Annotated in this window: 17 protein-coding genes; 15 read left to right on the top strand and 2 right to left on the bottom strand. The window is 34.2% G+C overall.

Annotation, left to right across the window (positions count from 1 at the left end; all coding sequences use genetic code 11):
• Window positions 1-1,518, bottom strand: a 1,518-nt coding sequence (locus F6K22_RS08305) for a pentapeptide repeat-containing protein (protein WP_293095704.1), incomplete at its 3' end; no start/stop codon positions are given.
• Window positions 1,519-2,619: 1,101 nt separating this feature from the next.
• Between F6K22_RS08305 and F6K22_RS08300 the strand changes: the two genes are divergently transcribed.
• The 14 genes from F6K22_RS08300 (at window position 2,620) to F6K22_RS08245 (ending at window position 15,771) form a co-directional block, all read left to right on the top strand.
• Complete coding sequence (locus F6K22_RS08300) at window positions 2,620-2,796, top strand: hypothetical protein (RefSeq protein ID WP_293095701.1); 177 nt, start codon at window positions 2,620-2,622, stop codon at window positions 2,794-2,796.
• Window positions 2,797-2,860: 64 nt separating this feature from the next.
• The gene (rfbF, locus tag F6K22_RS08295; protein ID WP_293095700.1) at window positions 2,861-3,634 is read left to right on the top strand and encodes a glucose-1-phosphate cytidylyltransferase; all 774 of its coding nucleotides are present in this window, start codon (window positions 2,861-2,863) and stop codon (window positions 3,632-3,634) included.
• 215 nt (window positions 3,635-3,849) lie between these two features.
• Window positions 3,850-4,098 (top strand): zinc ribbon domain-containing protein, encoded by a 249-nt coding sequence (locus tag F6K22_RS43445; protein ID WP_483244119.1) that lies wholly within the window; start codon window positions 3,850-3,852, stop codon window positions 4,096-4,098.
• Window positions 4,099-4,155: 57 nt separating this feature from the next.
• Complete coding sequence (locus tag F6K22_RS08290; RefSeq protein WP_293095698.1) at window positions 4,156-5,181, top strand: NAD-dependent epimerase/dehydratase family protein; 1,026 nt, start codon at window positions 4,156-4,158, stop codon at window positions 5,179-5,181.
• Between the two features lie 443 nt (window positions 5,182-5,624).
• The gene (locus F6K22_RS08285; RefSeq protein WP_293095696.1) at window positions 5,625-6,857 is read left to right on the top strand and encodes a class I SAM-dependent methyltransferase; all 1,233 of its coding nucleotides are present in this window, start codon (window positions 5,625-5,627) and stop codon (window positions 6,855-6,857) included.
• Window positions 6,858-6,984: 127 nt separating this feature from the next.
• Window positions 6,985-8,256 (top strand): glycosyltransferase family 4 protein, encoded by a 1,272-nt coding sequence (locus F6K22_RS08280; protein ID WP_293095694.1) that lies wholly within the window; start codon window positions 6,985-6,987, stop codon window positions 8,254-8,256.
• A complete protein-coding gene (locus F6K22_RS08275; protein ID WP_293095692.1) occupies window positions 8,256-9,095 on the top strand; it encodes a PIG-L deacetylase family protein in 840 nt (279 codons plus the stop codon). The genes F6K22_RS08280 and F6K22_RS08275 overlap by 1 nt, the downstream gene beginning before the upstream one ends.
• A 4-nt stretch (window positions 9,096-9,099) precedes the next feature.
• Window positions 9,100-9,579 carry an FkbM family methyltransferase gene (locus F6K22_RS08270; RefSeq protein WP_293095690.1) on the top strand — a complete coding sequence of 160 codons (480 nt, stop codon included), beginning with the start codon at window positions 9,100-9,102 and terminating at the stop codon, window positions 9,577-9,579.
• Entirely contained in the window at window positions 9,576-9,734 is a 159-nt protein-coding gene (locus F6K22_RS41830; RefSeq protein ID WP_363273101.1) for a hypothetical protein, read from the top strand. Before F6K22_RS08270 ends, F6K22_RS41830 begins: the two co-directional genes overlap by 4 nt.
• 234 nt (window positions 9,735-9,968) lie before the next feature.
• On the top strand, window positions 9,969-11,060 hold the full coding sequence (locus F6K22_RS08265) for a hypothetical protein (RefSeq protein ID WP_293095688.1): 1,092 nt from the start codon (window positions 9,969-9,971) through the stop codon (window positions 11,058-11,060).
• Between the two features lie 41 nt (window positions 11,061-11,101).
• Window positions 11,102-12,298 (top strand): class I SAM-dependent methyltransferase, encoded by a 1,197-nt coding sequence (locus F6K22_RS08260; protein ID WP_293095686.1) that lies wholly within the window; start codon window positions 11,102-11,104, stop codon window positions 12,296-12,298.
• 512 nt (window positions 12,299-12,810) lie between these two features.
• The gene (locus F6K22_RS08255; protein ID WP_293095684.1) at window positions 12,811-14,229 is read left to right on the top strand and encodes a VanZ family protein; all 1,419 of its coding nucleotides are present in this window, start codon (window positions 12,811-12,813) and stop codon (window positions 14,227-14,229) included.
• 125 nt (window positions 14,230-14,354) lie between these two features.
• Window positions 14,355-15,545 carry a class I SAM-dependent methyltransferase gene (locus F6K22_RS08250; RefSeq protein ID WP_293095682.1) on the top strand — a complete coding sequence of 397 codons (1,191 nt, stop codon included), beginning with the start codon at window positions 14,355-14,357 and terminating at the stop codon, window positions 15,543-15,545.
• A gap of 103 nt (window positions 15,546-15,648) precedes the next feature.
• On the top strand, window positions 15,649-15,771 hold the full coding sequence (locus F6K22_RS08245; protein WP_293095681.1) for a hypothetical protein: 123 nt from the start codon (window positions 15,649-15,651) through the stop codon (window positions 15,769-15,771).
• 387 nt (window positions 15,772-16,158) lie between these two features.
• Here the strand turns inward: F6K22_RS08245 and F6K22_RS08240 are convergent, their stop codons facing one another.
• Window positions 16,159-16,851 (bottom strand): GDSL-type esterase/lipase family protein, encoded by a 693-nt coding sequence (locus F6K22_RS08240; protein WP_293095679.1) that lies wholly within the window; start codon window positions 16,849-16,851, stop codon window positions 16,159-16,161.
• A gap of 359 nt (window positions 16,852-17,210) precedes the next feature.
• Between F6K22_RS08240 and F6K22_RS08235 the strand changes: the two genes are divergently transcribed.
• The gene (locus F6K22_RS08235) at window positions 17,211-17,471 is read left to right on the top strand and encodes a DNA-directed RNA polymerase subunit omega (protein ID WP_426581040.1); all 261 of its coding nucleotides are present in this window, start codon (window positions 17,211-17,213) and stop codon (window positions 17,469-17,471) included.
• Window positions 17,472-17,741 lie beyond the last annotated feature (270 nt).

Genomic DNA, 17,741 nt, shown 5'->3' with positions numbered 1-17,741 from the left:
TCTGAGGTTAGCATTTCTTAAATCTGCGCCATTGAGGTCAGCAGCAGTCAGGTTAGCATTGGTCATTTCCACATCATTGAGTTTAGCTGCAATTAAATTAGCTACACTCAAATTAGCTCCATCCAAATAAGCTCCTGTTAGATTAATTGCTTTGAGGTTGGCATTACAAAGATTGGCATTTCTGAGATTTGACCGACTATAGTAGTTGTTCCTAATGTTTTCTAATCCTTTTCTTGGACAGAGAGTATGGCAATACTCTGTACCTAAATCAGCCGCCTCTAAGTTAGCACTCCGCAGATTAATATTTTTTAAGTCGATACCGCGAAGATCGGCACCACTCAGATTTACTCCTTTAAGATCCTTATTTATACGTTGTTGATTAACAATTTTCCAGACTAAATGCCATTTATAATCTAGTTTGGTTAAATCATTAATTTTTGTGTTTCGGAGGTTAGCACAGTTAAGATTTGCACCTCTAAAATCAGCATTGCTGAGGTCGGCATTTTCGAGATTAGCATGGCAGAGATTAGCATTACTCAAATTAACACCAGTCAAGTTAGCATTACTTAGGTCAGTATTTTTAAAGTTAACATTATGGAGGTTAGCAGCACTAAAATTACTTCCACTCAGGTTAGCATTACTCAGATTAACATCTTTAAGTTTCGCATTACTCAGGTTTGTATCACTCAGATTAACACCCTCAAGATCTATGCTGATTAGATTAATATTCTTGAGGTCTTTACCAATAGCTTTCTGATTAACTATTTCCCAAATTAATAACCATTTACTATCAAGTTTTGTTGCCTCATTTAGTTTACTACCCCTCAGATTTATACCCCTAAGTTTACTACCTCTTAAGTCGGCACGACTAAGATTTGTATTAGTTAAATTGGCATTAGTTAGATTCGCAAGACTCAGATCTGCACCACTCAAGTTAGCACCACTCAAATTAGCATTACTTAAATTAATACCCCTAAGTTTGGCAACACTAAGATTAGCATTCTCAAGATTAGTATTTTTGAGGTTAGCATCCTTGAGATTTGTACCTCGTAAATTAGCTTCTATTAGATTTCCATCTTTGAGATTAATACTACTCAGATCGGCATCTTTGAAATAGGCAAAACTAAAATTTATACCCTGTAAGTCTAGACCATTAAGTTTGGCATCCCTCATGTTAGCTCGGATAAACCTCCGTTTTCCAGCAGCGTATAGCTCTAATATTCTGCATACATCCCAAGTATATTGGGATAATGCTAGTTTGGCTTTAGGTTGTTGTTGTTCCAGGAGTATGGAATATGCGGCCCATTGCACTTCTGCTGACGGATCGTGTAGGGCCATAAGTAACAAATCTAATCCAGGATCTCCATGTTTAATAGTTTCAGACACTGCTGCTACTCTCAATTCTACTTCACCATGGAGTAAACATTCTTTTACTGCTTCGAGACTATAGAGCATAGGTATGGTAGATGTCGCTAAAGTCATATCTAACATAGGAATTTCATTCAGGGAGTTATTCATTTTCTTGGACTTCATCTGCATATCCAATAACTTTACCTGAAAATTAATATTTTTACATATTCAGCGATTATTTATTCGATAGTTACTCACTTTCTCTACTTTGGAAACTCCCTAAGCAAGATTGAGAAACTGACATTAAACTATCTATTATAGTCGATTTTTTAATTTGTGTAGATTCAACTTGAGCATTATAGTTTTAAGACTATTAATGCTCAAAAAAAATATGTTTTGATAAAATAGAATTCATCCTATTACACTTAAATTAACTACTTGACCCGGATTTCTCACAAAATAAGTTTGACTTATCAAAATCCTTATCTACTCAAAGTCATACAGAATAAGGTTTTCAACAGTGTTTTGTTTTTTTTATCTCTTTTAAGCAGGGTTAAATGCTTGCTATACAAGGTTTTTAGCGACTAGAATCGCAAAGTTTGTGACAAATGCAGGATTAGTTATAATAGATAAGTATTACTGTAGTTCCCAATTTTGTTCTCAATGTGGACTCCACAGAAAATGCTGTTACATTTAAGGACTTATAACGGTCGGGATTTTTAAGTAATTAGTTGTGGGAAAGTGATCCTGGGGAATGCAAGGCAAACGTGGCGGTAAATTAGACCTTTCAATTAGAGAATGGGAATCTATCCATTGTGGTAGTCACCATGACCACGATATAAACGCAAGGAAAAAAATCTTAGTCCCCTTATTGTTGTCCTAACCCAGTATTTCTTTCCTATATAGAACCCATTTGGGATATATCTAAAAATAGAGGTGGTGATTGAGAGGTGGGGTGATGGAGAGATTGGGAGTATTTTTCCATCTTTTTCCTGTATTGCCTCCCCCCACCTTCTGAGTTGGGAGTGATACTAAATCCGGTTTAGACACAACCAATATTTATGAAGGTAATGTACAAATGGCTCAGGGGATACCCCCTACCCCCCTTTGAAAGGGGGGACAGAAGGGTTAGAGAGGAAGAGCGAAAAACCGGCTTTTGATCGCCGGATTTGGTATGACTCCTCCTTACTCCTACTAAAAAATTGCATCTTGGTAAAGATACCAAATGGGTTATATAAAATTTTTGTAGTAGATTAGGTAGACAAATTTTTGATTTTAGAGAACAAAAAACGGTGGTGGTGTATAGTAATGGTAGAGAGACTGTGGGGAGTGTGGGAAGAAATTACAAAACATATATATCTTCACCATTACTATGCAAGACTACCCAAAAAACAGAGAACACAGAACATAGAACAGGGAATAGGCAACAACATTGTATCTCATTAAAAGTTATAACCCCTTTTAGATGTAGAATAAAATCACTTTAAATAAATAGATAAGGATCTTTTAGATGAAAATAGGAATTCTGGCCGGTGGTTTAGGAACTCGTATTTCAGAAGAAACTGTAGATAAACCAAAACCAATGGTGGAGATTGGCGGAAAACCCATTCTCTGGCACATTATGAAGCACTATGGCCACTATGGATTTAAAGAGTTTGCCATTGCTTTGGGTTATAAAGGTGAAGTTATCAAAAAATACATGATAGATTATTGTTCTCTAAATAGCAATCTGTCTGTTAATTTGCAAAGTGGCAAAGTAGAAATGCAGGGTGGAGTAAAGCCTGATTGGAATGTTGAGTTAATCGATACAGGACTTTACACTAATACAGGTGGCCGTATCAAAAGACTTATTCCCCATATGGATAATGAGACTTTTATGCTTACTTGGGGAGATGGAGTTTCTGACTTAAATCTTAAAGATTTACTAGATTTTCATCGTAGTCATGGCAAATTAGCAACTTTAACTGCAGTACGTCCACCAGCACGTTTTGGTCACTTGGAAATGGACGGCGATCGCATTGTGGAATTTTCGGAAAAACTTCAAACTAAAGAAGGATGGATTAATGGAGCATTTTTTGTCTTAGAGCCAGGAGTATCTGATTACATAGAAGGTGATGATACTCAGTGGGAAAAAGCTCCTTTAGAAAACCTGGCTCAAGATGGTCAACTAATGGCCTATCGCTATTCTGGGTTTTGGCAATGTATGGATACATTGAGGGATAAAAGACATTTAGAAAAACTCTGGAACAGTGAAAAAACACCCTGGAAAATTTGGGAGAATTGATTGAATCAAGGAATAACAGTATAATACGTCAGAAAACATACCATTATCTTTGATAAATTCAAAGATGCACTTCATGAACTGACAACATACAAGTGCCAAAAACCACAGCACTGTTGTTATGGAAAACTTGAATGTCAGCGGAATGCTAGCTAATCATAAACTAGCTAAATTAATTAGTAGATAGTGGTTTGATGATTTCAAGCCTCAACTAGAATATAAAACTCAGTGATACAGCTGAATTAGAAGTAGTTGACAGGTTTTTTCCATCATCCAAGACTTGCTGTAGGTGCGATCGCGTCCAAGATATGCCATTAAATCTAAGAACTTATGACTTTCCTCCTGATTGTGGTATATCTATTGACCATGATTTGAAGGCCAGTATAAGAGTGAGAAATGCGGTCGGCTTGACCGTCGATTTCTGTGGAAGTCCTGGTGCCGAAAGTTTCGGTAGAAACAGGAAGTAAACATTAAAATGCTATATTGTGACATTTGATATCGGTTTTATAAAGTAAGAATAAATTATGAAGGTTTTACTAACAGGTCATAAAGGTTACATTGGTACAGTTCTAGTGCCTATGCTTCTGGATCGGGGACATGAAGTGACAGGATTGGATAGCGACTTATATCAGGATAGTACCTTTGGTGAAGGTATTAGAGAAATCCCCGAATTAAAAAAAGATATCCGTGATGTGGAAGCATCTGATTTGGTTGGGTTTGATGCGATGCTCCATTTAGCAGGATTATCTAACGATCCTTTGGGGAATCTTAATCCACAACTAACTTATGAGATTAATCATTTGGCTTCTGTTCATTTGGCTAAATTAAGTAAAGAAGTGGGAATTAGTCGCTATATATTTTCCTCTTCTTGCAGTAATTATGGCGCTGGAGGAAATGATTGGTTAACTGAAGAGTCAGCTTTTAATCCTGTAACTCCCTATGGTATTTCTAAGGTAAAAGTTGAGCAGGATGTAAGTGGGTTAGCTAATGATGATTTTACTCCGACTTTTCTGCGTAATGCCACTGCTTATGGTGTTTCTCCACGTTTACGCTTTGATTTAGTGTTGAATAATCTAGTTGCTTGGGCTTTTACTACGGGAAGAGTATACATTAAAAGTGATGGTACGCCTTGGCGACCTATTGTTCATATTGCAGATATTTCTCGTGCTTTTATTGCAGCTCTAGAAGCTCCTCGAGAGTTAGTCCATAACAAGGCTTTTAATGTAGGACGAAATGAAGATAATTATCGGATTCGGGAATTAGCTGATATTGTCAAAGAAACAGTTCCCAATTGTGAGATTGAATATGCTAAAGATGCAGGTCCGGATAAGCGTTGTTATCGGGTAGATTGTAGTTACATAATGGAAACATTACCGGAATTTCAACCCCAATGGGATGCTCGTAAAGGGGCAAAAGAACTGTATGAAGCGTATAAAAAAGTTGGATTAACTTTGGAAGAGTTTGAAGGTCCGAAATATCAGCGTATTGCTCATATTAAAAAATTACTCCAAGAAGAAAAATTGAATACTAATCTACGCTGGCAAGTTTAAAACAGTTAACAGTTAACAGTAGTAGTCAGTTAATATTGAAATGAGGAGTAGTTAAATAATTAATAATGAACAATTAATAATTACCTCTTCTTTTTAAGAAAAAGATTGGTTAAAAAGAATTTTTTTGTTCTCAAGGGGAGATTGGATCTGGCTCACTTCGGAGCAGCTCTGTAAAAGCGAGAGACTTCGCCATCCCATTCTACGGACGGCTCGACCGCTTTTTTCTCCTATTAGGAGAGGCTTTTAACCTTAAATTTTCGGTAATCTCTGAAAACTAGGGTAGCTATTAATCCAATAATTCAACTATTCCTCAAAAAAAACTTGATAACCTAGTAATTCCAGTTGAATTTATGATTTTCCAATTACGAGGAAATCATATTAAGTTATTTGCCCAAACCTGATTACTAAATACTTGAAAAAAATAAATAGGATAAATACGTATAATGTCTAACGCAATGCCTTCTTGTCGTGCTTGTGCATCTGATAATTTAGAGTTAATTATTTCCTTTGGCTATACTCCTCTTGCTGATGGATTACTCACGAAAGACCAATTAGATAAACCAGAATATACTGCTCGATTAGATTTAGCTTTTTGTCCTGATTGTGGATTAGTTCAAATTACTGTAAGCGTTCCTCCAGAAATTCTTTTTTGTCAGGATTATCCCTATTTTTCTTCTGTTTCTCCTTCTTTAATGAAGCACTTTCGGGATAGTGCTAAAGCTATTATTGCTCAGAGAGGTTTGAGGGAAAATAGTCTAGTAATTGAGGCAGCAAGTAATGATGGTTATATGCTAAAGAACTTTGTAGAAGATGGAATTCCAGTGTTGGGAATTGACCCAGCTTCGGCACAAGTTGAAGCTGCAAATTCAGCCGGAGTTAATAGCATTTGTAACTTTTTTACTAAAGAATTAGCTAAGAAACTAAAAGAGGAAGAAGGAAAACAAGCTGATGTATTTTTAGCTAATAATGTTTTAGCTCATGTTCCAGATTTGAATGGATTTGTTGCCGGAATTGGTATTCTTTTAAAAGATACTGGGGTAGCAGTTATTGAAGCACCTTATGTGGTTGATTTGGTAGATAATTGTGAGTTTGATACGATTTATCATCAACATTTGTGCTACTTTTCAGTAACAGCTTTAGATAAGTTATTCAGAGGGCATAATTTATATCTCAATGATGTGCAACAAACTTCTATTCATGGAGGTTCATTACGATTATTTGTTGAATCAAAAGAAGATGTTAAAGAATCAGTTAAAACTCTATTAAAACAAGAAAAAGAAAGAGGAGTTGATAAGTTTGAATATTATCGAGAATTTGGCGATCGCATTGAAAAAATCAAAAATAATCTCATGGATATTTTATGGGATTTAAAGAAACAAGGCAAAAAAGTTATAGGTTATGGTGCAGCAGCTAAGGCAACTACATTGCTGAGTTATTATGGTATTAATAAAACTCTTTTAGACTACATTGCAGATTTAAACAAATTCAAACATGGTCGTTATATGGGTGTTAATCATTTACCCATTTTTTCCCCTACTAAAATTCTAGAAGACCAACCAGATTACGTTTTAATTTTAGCTTGGAATTTTGCCGAAGAAATCATCAAACAACAACAAAAATATCAACAAAAGGGAGGTAAATTTATTATTCCAATTCCTGAACCTAAAATTGTCTGATTTGAATTTTATGGTAGTCATAAAATAGTAAAGAGATTAGATTTTTTCCTGGTGGGGAACTATGTCAATCATTACTTCTTTCTCACTACCAATTTTAGTGGCTATGTTTTAGATAAACAAAAATCAAATGAAAATCGCCTTTGTTAGTCAACCCTTAGATGTAGTTATTCCACCTTCACAAAATTCTATAGGAATTTGGACATATCAAGTTGCTCGCCGTTTAGCTAATTCTCATAATGTTATTGTTTATGTGAAAAAAACTCGGTCGAAACAAAAAATAGAAAATGATGAAAACATTAACTATAAATTAATATGGGCACTTCCTAATAGTATCTTACTCAAATTATCTGATAAATTAGCTAGATTTAGCAACCCTAAAAAACCATTATATACTGCTAAATTTTATAATTTAGAATATATATTGCAAGTTGCACTAGACTTAAAAAAACAGCAATGTGATATCATTCATGTACAAAATTGTCCTCAATTTGTACCTATAATTCGAGCATTTAATCCTGATGGTAAAATATTCTTGCATATGCATTGTGAGTGGTTGACACAACTGGATTACGAAATGATTGAAAATCGTCTACAAAAGGTAGATTTAGTCATAGGTTGCAGTGAATATATTACTGACAAAGTTCGTCGTCGGTTTCCACATTTTGCAAGTAAGTGTCAGGCAGTTTTTAATGGAGTTAATCTGGAAAAATTCACCAATGAACTCAATCAAAAAAGACAAAAAGATAATGAGATTAAAAAATTACTATGTGTAGGTCGAGTTTCCCAAGAAAAAGGTATACATATTCTATTAGAAGCATTTAAGAAAGTTGTTGAAGAATATCCTCAAGTTCATCTTAATATTGTTGGACCATTTGAAGAATTACCCAAATCATTTATTGTTTCATTAAGTGATGATAACCAAAAAGTTGCTCAGTTAGCTTCATTTTATCAGACAGATAAAGTTACTGGTAAACCAATCAGTTACTTAGAGCAATTAAAAAATAAAATTACTCCAGAAATAGCTGAAAAAGTAAAATTTTGTGGTCCTGCTGCTCATGCAAAAATACCTAAATATTATCAAGAAGCAGATATTTTTATTACCTCTTCATTTAGTGAAGCATTTGGTATTCCTAATGTAGAAGCAATGGCAAGTAAACTCCCAGTTATTGGAACTTTAGTGGGAGGAATTCCCGAAATTATCGTTAATGAAAAAACAGGATTGCTAATTGAATCTGGTGATTCTTTAGCTTTAGCTGCAGCGATTTTACGTCTTATTAAAGATGATAATTCAAGAGAAGAAATGGGTGAAAATGGCTATGAAAGAGCTATTAAACTTTTTTCTTGGAAAAGTATTACTGAAACATTAGTTAAACAGTATAAAGATATCTTAGAAGGATAATGACTCAATCGCTGATTAAAAATAAAGTTAGTCAATTTTATAAAGGCATCCTCAAACATAACTGTAGGGAATATAGTGAGACAGATTTAAAAAAATCTGCCCTAATTTTTTCCCCGCACTTTGATGATGAAACATTAGGTTGTGGTGGTCTTATCATCAAGAAAAAACAGGTTGAGGCTGATGTTAAACTTGTTTTTATGACGGATGGTAGTAAGTCTCATAATCATTTAATGTCGGGACAAAAACTACAAGAAATTAGAAGACAAGAAAGTTTTACTGTAGCAGAATTACTGGGGCTAATTCAAGATGATATCACATTACTTGATTTTCCCGAAACACAACTAAACGAGAACTATGATTCTGCAGTTCAAGAAGTTACTAAAATAATTAATAAATATCAACCAGAAGAAATTTTTATTCCTCATTTTAGAGAACCTTTATTATGGTCAGCAGACCATTTGACAACGACTAAAATTGTTAAAGCAGCCTTAAAACTTTATCAAAAAGATGCAATTGTCTATGAATATCCTGTTTGGTTTTGGTTTCATTGGCCTTGGGTTAGTTTACCTATTAAAACTAAACAAAATAGGAAAACAATATTGAAAAACACATTAATTTATGGGTTTGGGTTGAGAGTCTTAGGCAATTGCAACTGCTCTTTGTATATTGGAGATATTCTGACAAAAAAAAGAGCAGCTTTAGAACAATATAAATCTCAAATGACTCGTTTAATTAATAATCCAAAATGGGCAACTTTACAAGATATTTCCAATGGAGAATTTTTAGAATGCTTCTTTCAAGAAAACGAAATATTTCGACAATACAGTAAATTAAAATAAAAAAATGATTCAAACAACTCAATCTTTTACTGACTCCTATGATGAAAATTTAACTCAAGGTCAAGTTATTGGGGAAAAAACTTCAGTGGAATTATTCGTAAATGTAGGCTTTTTGACAATTTTTGTAGCCAAATTGGTCAGAGAAACAGGAAAAGTTTATGCTTTTAAACCAGCACCAGAAAATGCTGAATTACTCCGAAATAACATTGAATTAAATAAGTTTAATGATGTTACTGTCATAGAAAAAGCTGTGACTGAAAGCTGGCAAAAAGGGGGGCTTGTATTGAGCGATTATTGTGGTGGGAATGTTCTGGCAAATTTTTCTGCAGGTGTAGAATCTACTCCGAAGAAACAGAATTCTATCTCTGTTGATATAATTTGTATTGATGATTTAGTTGAAAATCAAACTATAAATCCTCCTATATATGTATATGGTCAAATATTGATGTGGAAGGAGGAGAAATTAATGTACTTGAAGGAATGATGAAAAAAATTAATAACCATAAACCAATTCTTATGTATGAAATAGATGATAGAAAAAAACGAATTTTTCAGGAAAAAATGAACAAAATTGATTCTTTTGTGAGTGATATCAAATCCGGGGGAATTGGACATAAAAAAATTCTCCAATTGTCATAACTACGCTCATCTTTGTAATTCTCTGTCCTCCTGACTCCTGAATTCTGCCTCCTGACTCAATTACGACTTAACCAATCTATAACTGTTTAACCGGATTTGATATGATTGGGAATATACATTGACAACACTAGAAGTTAAAATTGTTTAGGAAACTCAATATTTCTCTATTTATTACCTTGGGAAAACCCTTGTCATTTCTAATATTGTATAACTCTTGGGATATGATTATAAAAAATGAAAGTTAAGCCTAACCATAATTCTCAATTTTCTCGTCGTGACTTTATACGAACGGCCACTTTAAGTACCGTCAGCGTGGTTATCTATGGCTGTATTACAGAAAATCAACCTTTAATTGAAATTTTTAACTCCCCTAAACGCTTCACTCGCCGTCATGGTGACCTAACTGCAAATATTTGTGGTTCTCTTTCTTCTCAGGTAAAAAATGCTCGCTATTCTTTGAATGAAGGTTCATGGGTTGCCATTGCTCAAGGAAGACCTAGAACCCCTGCACCTATTTTTACCATTGAGTTGAAAGCTGAAGACCTTTTAGAAGGTATCAACCAACTAAAAATTGAAGCTATTTCCACTCAGGAAGTTTCTGAAATACAAACTTTAGAGTTTGAGTATAACTCGTCCGAGATTTCGTTACCTATCATTTGTGACTGGTCAAAGGAGGAAGATATATTAGATGTACAAGATGGTTTATGGGAAAGATACCAGCTAGATAATCAATGGCGCGTGCGACCAAAACCAGGCTTTGAAGAATACGATCGAATTCTGAATGTTACAGGTGCTTTTCCTGGAGGAAGGCGTATAGAAACAGATGTGATATTCCGTCGTAATATTTGGTGGATGGAAGGTGGTTTCAGAGATTATGGATTTGGTGTATTGTCAATGTGGGGAGGACATCCAGATGAACCTCTCTTTAGACCAAGACGAGGGTGGAGATTTGGTCTTAGTTTGTATTGGAAACCTATAGATAGTCTTCGTTTAGAATTTTCTGAAAAATATGGTGATGCCAAACCTATTAATAAATATTCTCCAAAGCAGGATTTTGAGCCTAAGGGTAATATGCGCTACTTTATTGTGGTTGAGAGCGTACCAGTACAAGATAAATTAGGTAATCACCTTTACTATCAGCAACGAACGAAATGGTGGCAGGAAGGAGAAAGCGAACCAGATACTTGGATGGAAGTTGATAGTTTAAAAGAAGGAAAATCAATGATTCCAGAGGGAGAATATGCAGTAGCACTGTTGGCTCATCGTACTCAAGTCGATTTCGGTGTTGTCAAGATTACACCACTTGAACCTTTAGTTGTGAATTAGCTATCCTTGATTTATTTTTGTAACACTCTCAACTTTTAAAAATGATTAATTCTCAAAATACTATCAATCATACTTGCCCAAACTGCGGACATACTGAATTATCGGTTTTTTACGAAGTAGAAAGCGTTCCAGTTCATAGCTGTTTAATGTCCTCAACTAAGGAAAAAGCACTAGGGTTTTCCCGTGGAGATGTCAAGTTAGGATTTTGCGATCGCTGTGGGTTTATTACTAACCTGGAGTTTGATTCTAAATGGTCTGCTTATGCTCCAAATTATGAGGATCAACAAAGCTTTTCACCTACTTTTAATAAGTTTGCAAAGGAACTCGCTAGTAAACTAATTGAGAAATACGATCTTTACAATAAAGATATTGTGGAAATTGGTTGTAGTAAGGGTGACTTTCTCTTACTGCTTTGCGAGTTAGGGGATAACCGAGGAGTTGGTATCGATCCTTCTGTTGTTCCAGGACGAGTTGAGAGTAGTGCTGGCGATCGGGTTAAGTTTATTCAAGACTACTACTCTGAAAAATATGCTGAGTATGTAGGAGATTTTATTTGTTGCCGACATACACTGGAACATATCCAACCTACAAAGGAATTTATTCAGACTGTTCGGAACTCAATTGGCGATCGCTTGAATGTATCTGTTGTCTTTGAGATTCCTGATACTGTGCGAGTTCTTGAAGATATTGCTTTTGAGGATATTTATTACGAGCATTGTTCCTATTTTACACCAGGTTCTCTGGGACGCTTATTTAGGCAGTGCGGGTTTGAAGTTACGGATCTATATCGTGCTTATGGAGATCAGTATCTTTTAATTGAAGCTCAACCAGTTAATACTACTTCTGATGTTGTTCATCCTTTAGAAGAAAGTGTTACAGATGTTGGGCGATATGTTCAGCATTTCAGCAATAAAATTAATGAAAAATTAGACTTTTGGAAAACTCATTTAGATAAGGCAAAGAAGGAAAATAAAAAAGTAGTAGTATGGGGTTCTGGTTCTAAATGTGTTGCTTTTTTGACGACTCTGGATACCATCGATAAAATTGATTATGTTGTTGATATTAATCCTCATCGCCATGGTAAGTTTATTCCTGGTGTTGGGAAAGAAATTAAGTCTCCAGAATTTTTAAAAGAATATCAACCTGATGAGGTAATTATAATGAATGAAATTTATCAAAATGAGATTCAAAAAATGCTTGATGATATGGGAGTAGGTTCTAAGATTAGATTACTTTAAATAAGTAAAGTAAGTTGGGATTAACATTAGATATTGCCTCAATTCATTCTAACTTAATAAATCCTCAGAAATAGTCTAGCTATTTGTATTTATCAATTTGGTATAACCCTTTGTTGGGTTGCGCTTTCGCTTAACCAAACCTACTAGGCTATTTTATCTTATAGCAGTCCAAGTAAAGGTTAGGACATTTCTAAATCCTGAAACCCTTTGACAGTTTACTATTCCCTATTCCCTAGCGCGTAGCGCTATAAATGTTTGAATAGAAAATTTGGGATTAGATTGCTTCACTACCGTTCGCAATGACAATTATAACGTACTATTTTAGCTGAAATAGTCTACTACAATAGAAAAAAACCATATTTTTGAAATTTAGTATTATATCAAATCCGCCTAATTGCACATAGATCCAATAACCTTAAGAGCGGGATTTTAAGATATTGATTGTGAGGTTATTTAACCGGATTTGATATTACTAGATTAGGAAAAATGCTAGGAATATGAAATGATTAATTATGAATAAAACTAAATTTTTAAGATTTTATCTCATATCATTAACTACGTTGAGTTGCCTTGTAATTATTATTTTAACTCTATTTCCATACGATTTTTTTATCCAAGAAACCTTAAGTCAATTTAGTTATGATTTTTTGTTTAAACGTACTGAAAGACCTGATAATCTAAAAGATTTAATTTTAAATATTCTGTTGTTTATTCCTTTCGGTTTTGGATGTACTGCTTTCTTGACTCAAGTATTAAATATCAAGATAGTCACGGTCACAAAATTAGTAATTGCTGTTAGTTTTATCTTATCTTTTACAATTGAAATATTGCAGCTATTCATACCAACTCGGAATCCTACTTATGTGGATTTATTAATGAATACATTGGGAGGAGTGACAGGATTTTTGCTCTTTTATTTTTTCAGAAAATATATTAGTAAGATCTTTTTGCAGGTTACCACTATCAGTGAAAAAATACTTTCTATTCCGGTGTTAAGTTTCTTGATAATTATTTATATAGTTCTTGCTTCAGCTTTTAATCTCAAATTTTTAGAAGCAATTAAAACATGGAATTTAAGTAATTGGGATTTAGATTATCGTCTAGTATTAGGAAATGAAATTACAGAAGACCGACCTTGGAATGGCAATATTTCTCAGATATGTATTGCTAATCGAAAAATATCAGAACTAGAAATCAATCAGATCTTAAAAGATGAAAACTGTGATGGGATTGAAAATAATCTAATTACTGCTTATCAATTCACCCCCACAAATAAAAATTATTTTGCCGACCGACAAGGAAATTCTCCGAATTTATTAGGAAAAAAACAACAATTAAATTATCCAAATCAAGATTCTGTTCAACTGGGAGAATCAAACTGGTTACATACAGAAAAACCAGTTACTCTACTTAACCAGAAAATACGCGATAGTTCTCAATTTACATTATTTATTAAATATGCAACTTTAAGTCTTAATCAAACTGGACCATCCAGGATTATTTCTATTTCTAAAAATCCTTATAATCGCAACTTAACTTTAGGACAGTGGAATAATAATCTAAGTATTAGAATTAGAAATTTAATTACTAAAAAAAATGGAACTAGACCAGAATTTAGTGTAGCTAAATTTTTCACTGATACCGAATACCATAACTTAATAATCACATACTCCATAAATAATTTTTCAGTATATCTAGATGAACTTAGCAATAAACAAAGAATCAATTTTTCTCCTCAAACAACACTATTTTGGAATTTATCTCCTCCTTTTTCTTCCATAATTCATGTTGATAACAATAATACAAGGTTATATTACTTGATTTATTATATAACATTAGTATCTCCCGTCGCTATTCTTATTTATTTAATTATAGAACAACTTATACCGTTTCACGGAATTCAAAAGTCAAAAGTCAAAAGTCAAAAGTAAGATTTTATCAGCTCAAAACTTTGAATATACAGTAATTTAAGGAAATTATTTCACATTTAAAGTTGCCAACTATTTGTGACATCTTTAAAGTTAATTGGTATTAAAAACTATTCTAAGGAACAAAAATGATGTTAAATTCAATTCAAAAAAACTGTCCGATTTGTGGTTCTTCAGAGGTAGAATATTTCTTTTCAATGCTAAATATGCCAGTGTATTGTAATTTACTCTGGTCAGAAAAACAACCAGCAATTGATTGCCCGAAAGGAGATATTAAACTTAGTTTTTGTCCTAGCTGCGGTTTTATAGAAAATCAAGCATTTGACGAAACAAAACTATCTTATTCTCAGGATTATGAAAACTCTTTACACTATTCATCCCGATTCCAACGTTATGCAGATTCTTTAGCACAAAAATTAGTTCAAAATCACAATCTCAAACACAAAAACATTATTGAAATTGGTTGCGGCAAAGGTGATTTTTTAGTCTCTTTATGTCAACTAGGAGATAATCAAGGTATTGGTTTCGACCCGACTTATGTTCCGCGTACAGAACATAATAACATCAGTAATAAAATTACATTTATTCAGGACTTTTACTCAGAAAAATATCAAGAATATGGTGCTGATTTTATTTGTTGTCGTCATACTTTAGAACATATTCCTAATCCTAATGATTTACTTAATTCTCTGAGAAAAGCAATTGGCGATCGCTATGATACAAAAGTTTTTTTTGAGGTTCCTAATTCCAACTATATCTTAAAAAATATTGCAGTTTGGGATATTATCTATGAACACTGTTGTTATTTTATTGATAATTCTCTAATTCAAGCTTTTATGAACAATAATTTTCTAGTTACTGATGTTTATGAAACTTTTGAGGAGCAATTTTTATGTTTGGAAGCTGTTCCTGCTAAAACAACAACAACAGAAGAAAGTAAAATAATTTCTGATGTGAAAAATCTTGCTGATGAAGTTATTAAATTTAATCAGCTTTTTAATGACTTAATTAACCAATGGCAACAAAAATTTGATGAATTTACTAACAAAAATAAAAAAATTGTAGTTTGGGGTGCAGGTTCTAAGGGTGTAACTTTTTTAAATTTATTAAAAGAATATAATGATATTGAGTATGTTGTAGATCTCAATCCTCGCAAACAAGGAATGTATATTGCTGGAGCTGGTCAAAAAATTGTTTCTCCAGAATTTTTGAAAGATTATCAACCAGAAATTATTATTATTATGAATCCTATATACGAACAAGAAATTAAACAGCTTACTGATAATTTAGGTTTAAAACCTGAATTTATTTTAGTTTAGATTGAAAGTGGATTTTGCAAGAATTGATTCCTCAAAATACGCTGCTAATATCACATCCGGTTGAACAATTATTGTATAGTAGGGTAGCGGGGGAATAGGTAAAGTGGGGGGGGTAGGGATATTCGTTATTTGGTGGTGGTGCATAGTAATGGTAAAGGAAGCACCAGGAGTGTGGGGAGATGGGGAGATGGGGAGTGTCGGAGATGGGGAGTGTCGGAGAAATTAAAAAATATATATCCTCACCATTACCATGCAGGACTACCCGTTATTTAAACCCCATCAAAAGTATATATTTTAGTGGAGAAGAGCGAGTGCGATAACTGTATAACCGGATTTCATATAAAACAATCGTAGTAGGATAAAGCAAAGAGATGTATTTCAATTTCTCCACCACCACCTTACTATTTCACTCATTGGATAATATCAACTAAATATTCCCAAGCTACCAACCCACAATTCACAATACGGTAGTGGTGTACAAGTAGTAATATTCTTAAAAAATTTAAGTGGGCAAGCAAATACTATTTCTTCCCCCCTTTCAAAGGGGGGTTAGGGGGGATGGAGAGCGGCAGTCTTCAACCAACGTTGAGATAAAACAGCTCTAAAATTTTTATTAGCTAGTTAACAAATTGAGAGATTCCCAGTTCAGTACATCTTGTAAAATGGCTTGATAACCTCTAACATTAGGATGTATTCCGTCCGCACAAAGACGCGATGTACACCAATTTTCGCCCCGACTTAACCATTTTTCAAACACATCCAAATAAGGTATTTGTCGCTTTAAACAAGCTAAGCGAGTCGCCTCTTTATACATGTATTGGTCATCGTGACTATAATATAAACAATCTTGGAAAGGCATTTTAGCTTGGTCAACAGGAACCATTCCTACAAATACCACAGGACAAAGTTGTTTTGATTTATCCAATAAGTTATCTAAAATTGTCTTAAATTGGAAAAAGTCCGTATAATAACGTCCATCTGGTCTTTGGACTCTAGCAGAATCATTTACTCCTACAGAAAGAATAATAATATCTGGTTGACGATTTCTTAATTCTCCCCGATGGTGAAACTCATGCTCTAGGCGTTCTTCTACCTGTAAAACACGGTTTCCCCGGACTCCCAGATTATATAGTACATGGCCAGAATTATCTGGTAACATCCAATGTCGTCGCAGTCTTTCTACCCATCCACCACCTTCACGATCGCCAAAACCATAAACTAAACTATCCCCTAAAGCAACTATTTTTAGGGGATGATGACGGGTCTGAGAAAATTCCCTTGAAGTCGGAGCAGCACCGATTAACATAAGTAATAAAAATCAATGAAATAAATAAATTTTATTAAAATCTATTAAAATTTTGTTACATCTTAACTCAAAATATTAGGATTGACTAGACCATAGTGGGAAATATTCAATTAACATTGTTAAGCTAGAGATAGAATTATTTAAGTCGCCGAGGGTCACCCGGAGACGTTAAACGGACATGGAGGAAACGTGATTACTGGCAAGCCAGCATTTTCCAATGAGGTGTCAACCCACCCTGAATCTTTTCAGTAGGGGCGATTCGCTAATCGCCCCTACAGTCTGTTTGATTGATGGATGGGAATCCCGCGTTGTCTCACAGAGCAGCGTCGGGAGGATGTCAACAAAGACTAACAAAATTTATGCACATACAAAGGCAATCTAGTGTTGATTCGGCAGAACTAAGTCGTCGGTCTGAGGAGTTGATTAAAGCTTCTTCTAATCGTTATCGGGCTGTAGTCCAAGTAGCTAATCGTGCCAAGCGTCGTCGTTATGAAGATTTTGATAATTTTGATGAGCATCAAATGAAACCAGTCATCCGGGCTGTATTTGAAATGTCCGATGAGTTGATGCAGCCAGAAATAATTAGTGACGTCAGCAGTAGTATGGATAGGTCAATATAGTTTATTGACTAGCATGAACTTGAGTCATGTGAATTCTTTTTCGCTCCGCGACATGAAATGGGTCAGCATTGTGAAGCAAAGATTGTAAAAACAGGGGTAAAAACAGAAGCTGAAATCTTACCTAAATATCCTCAAACCTACTTTTTTTCAAATTTTTTACTTGTAAATGGCAAAGCTTATGTTATACTTAAAATAAGTAGGTGGAGTTCCCGCCGATTTTAAGCCTGTGGAGAGAATAAAATTACAGACTGCGGTCGGTGGTTCTCAATG

Source organism: Okeania sp. SIO2F4, assembly GCF_010672385.1.
GTDB lineage: Bacteria > Cyanobacteriota > Cyanobacteriia > Cyanobacteriales > Microcoleaceae > Trichodesmium.
This window is presented reverse-complemented; position numbering and strand designations above follow the sequence as displayed.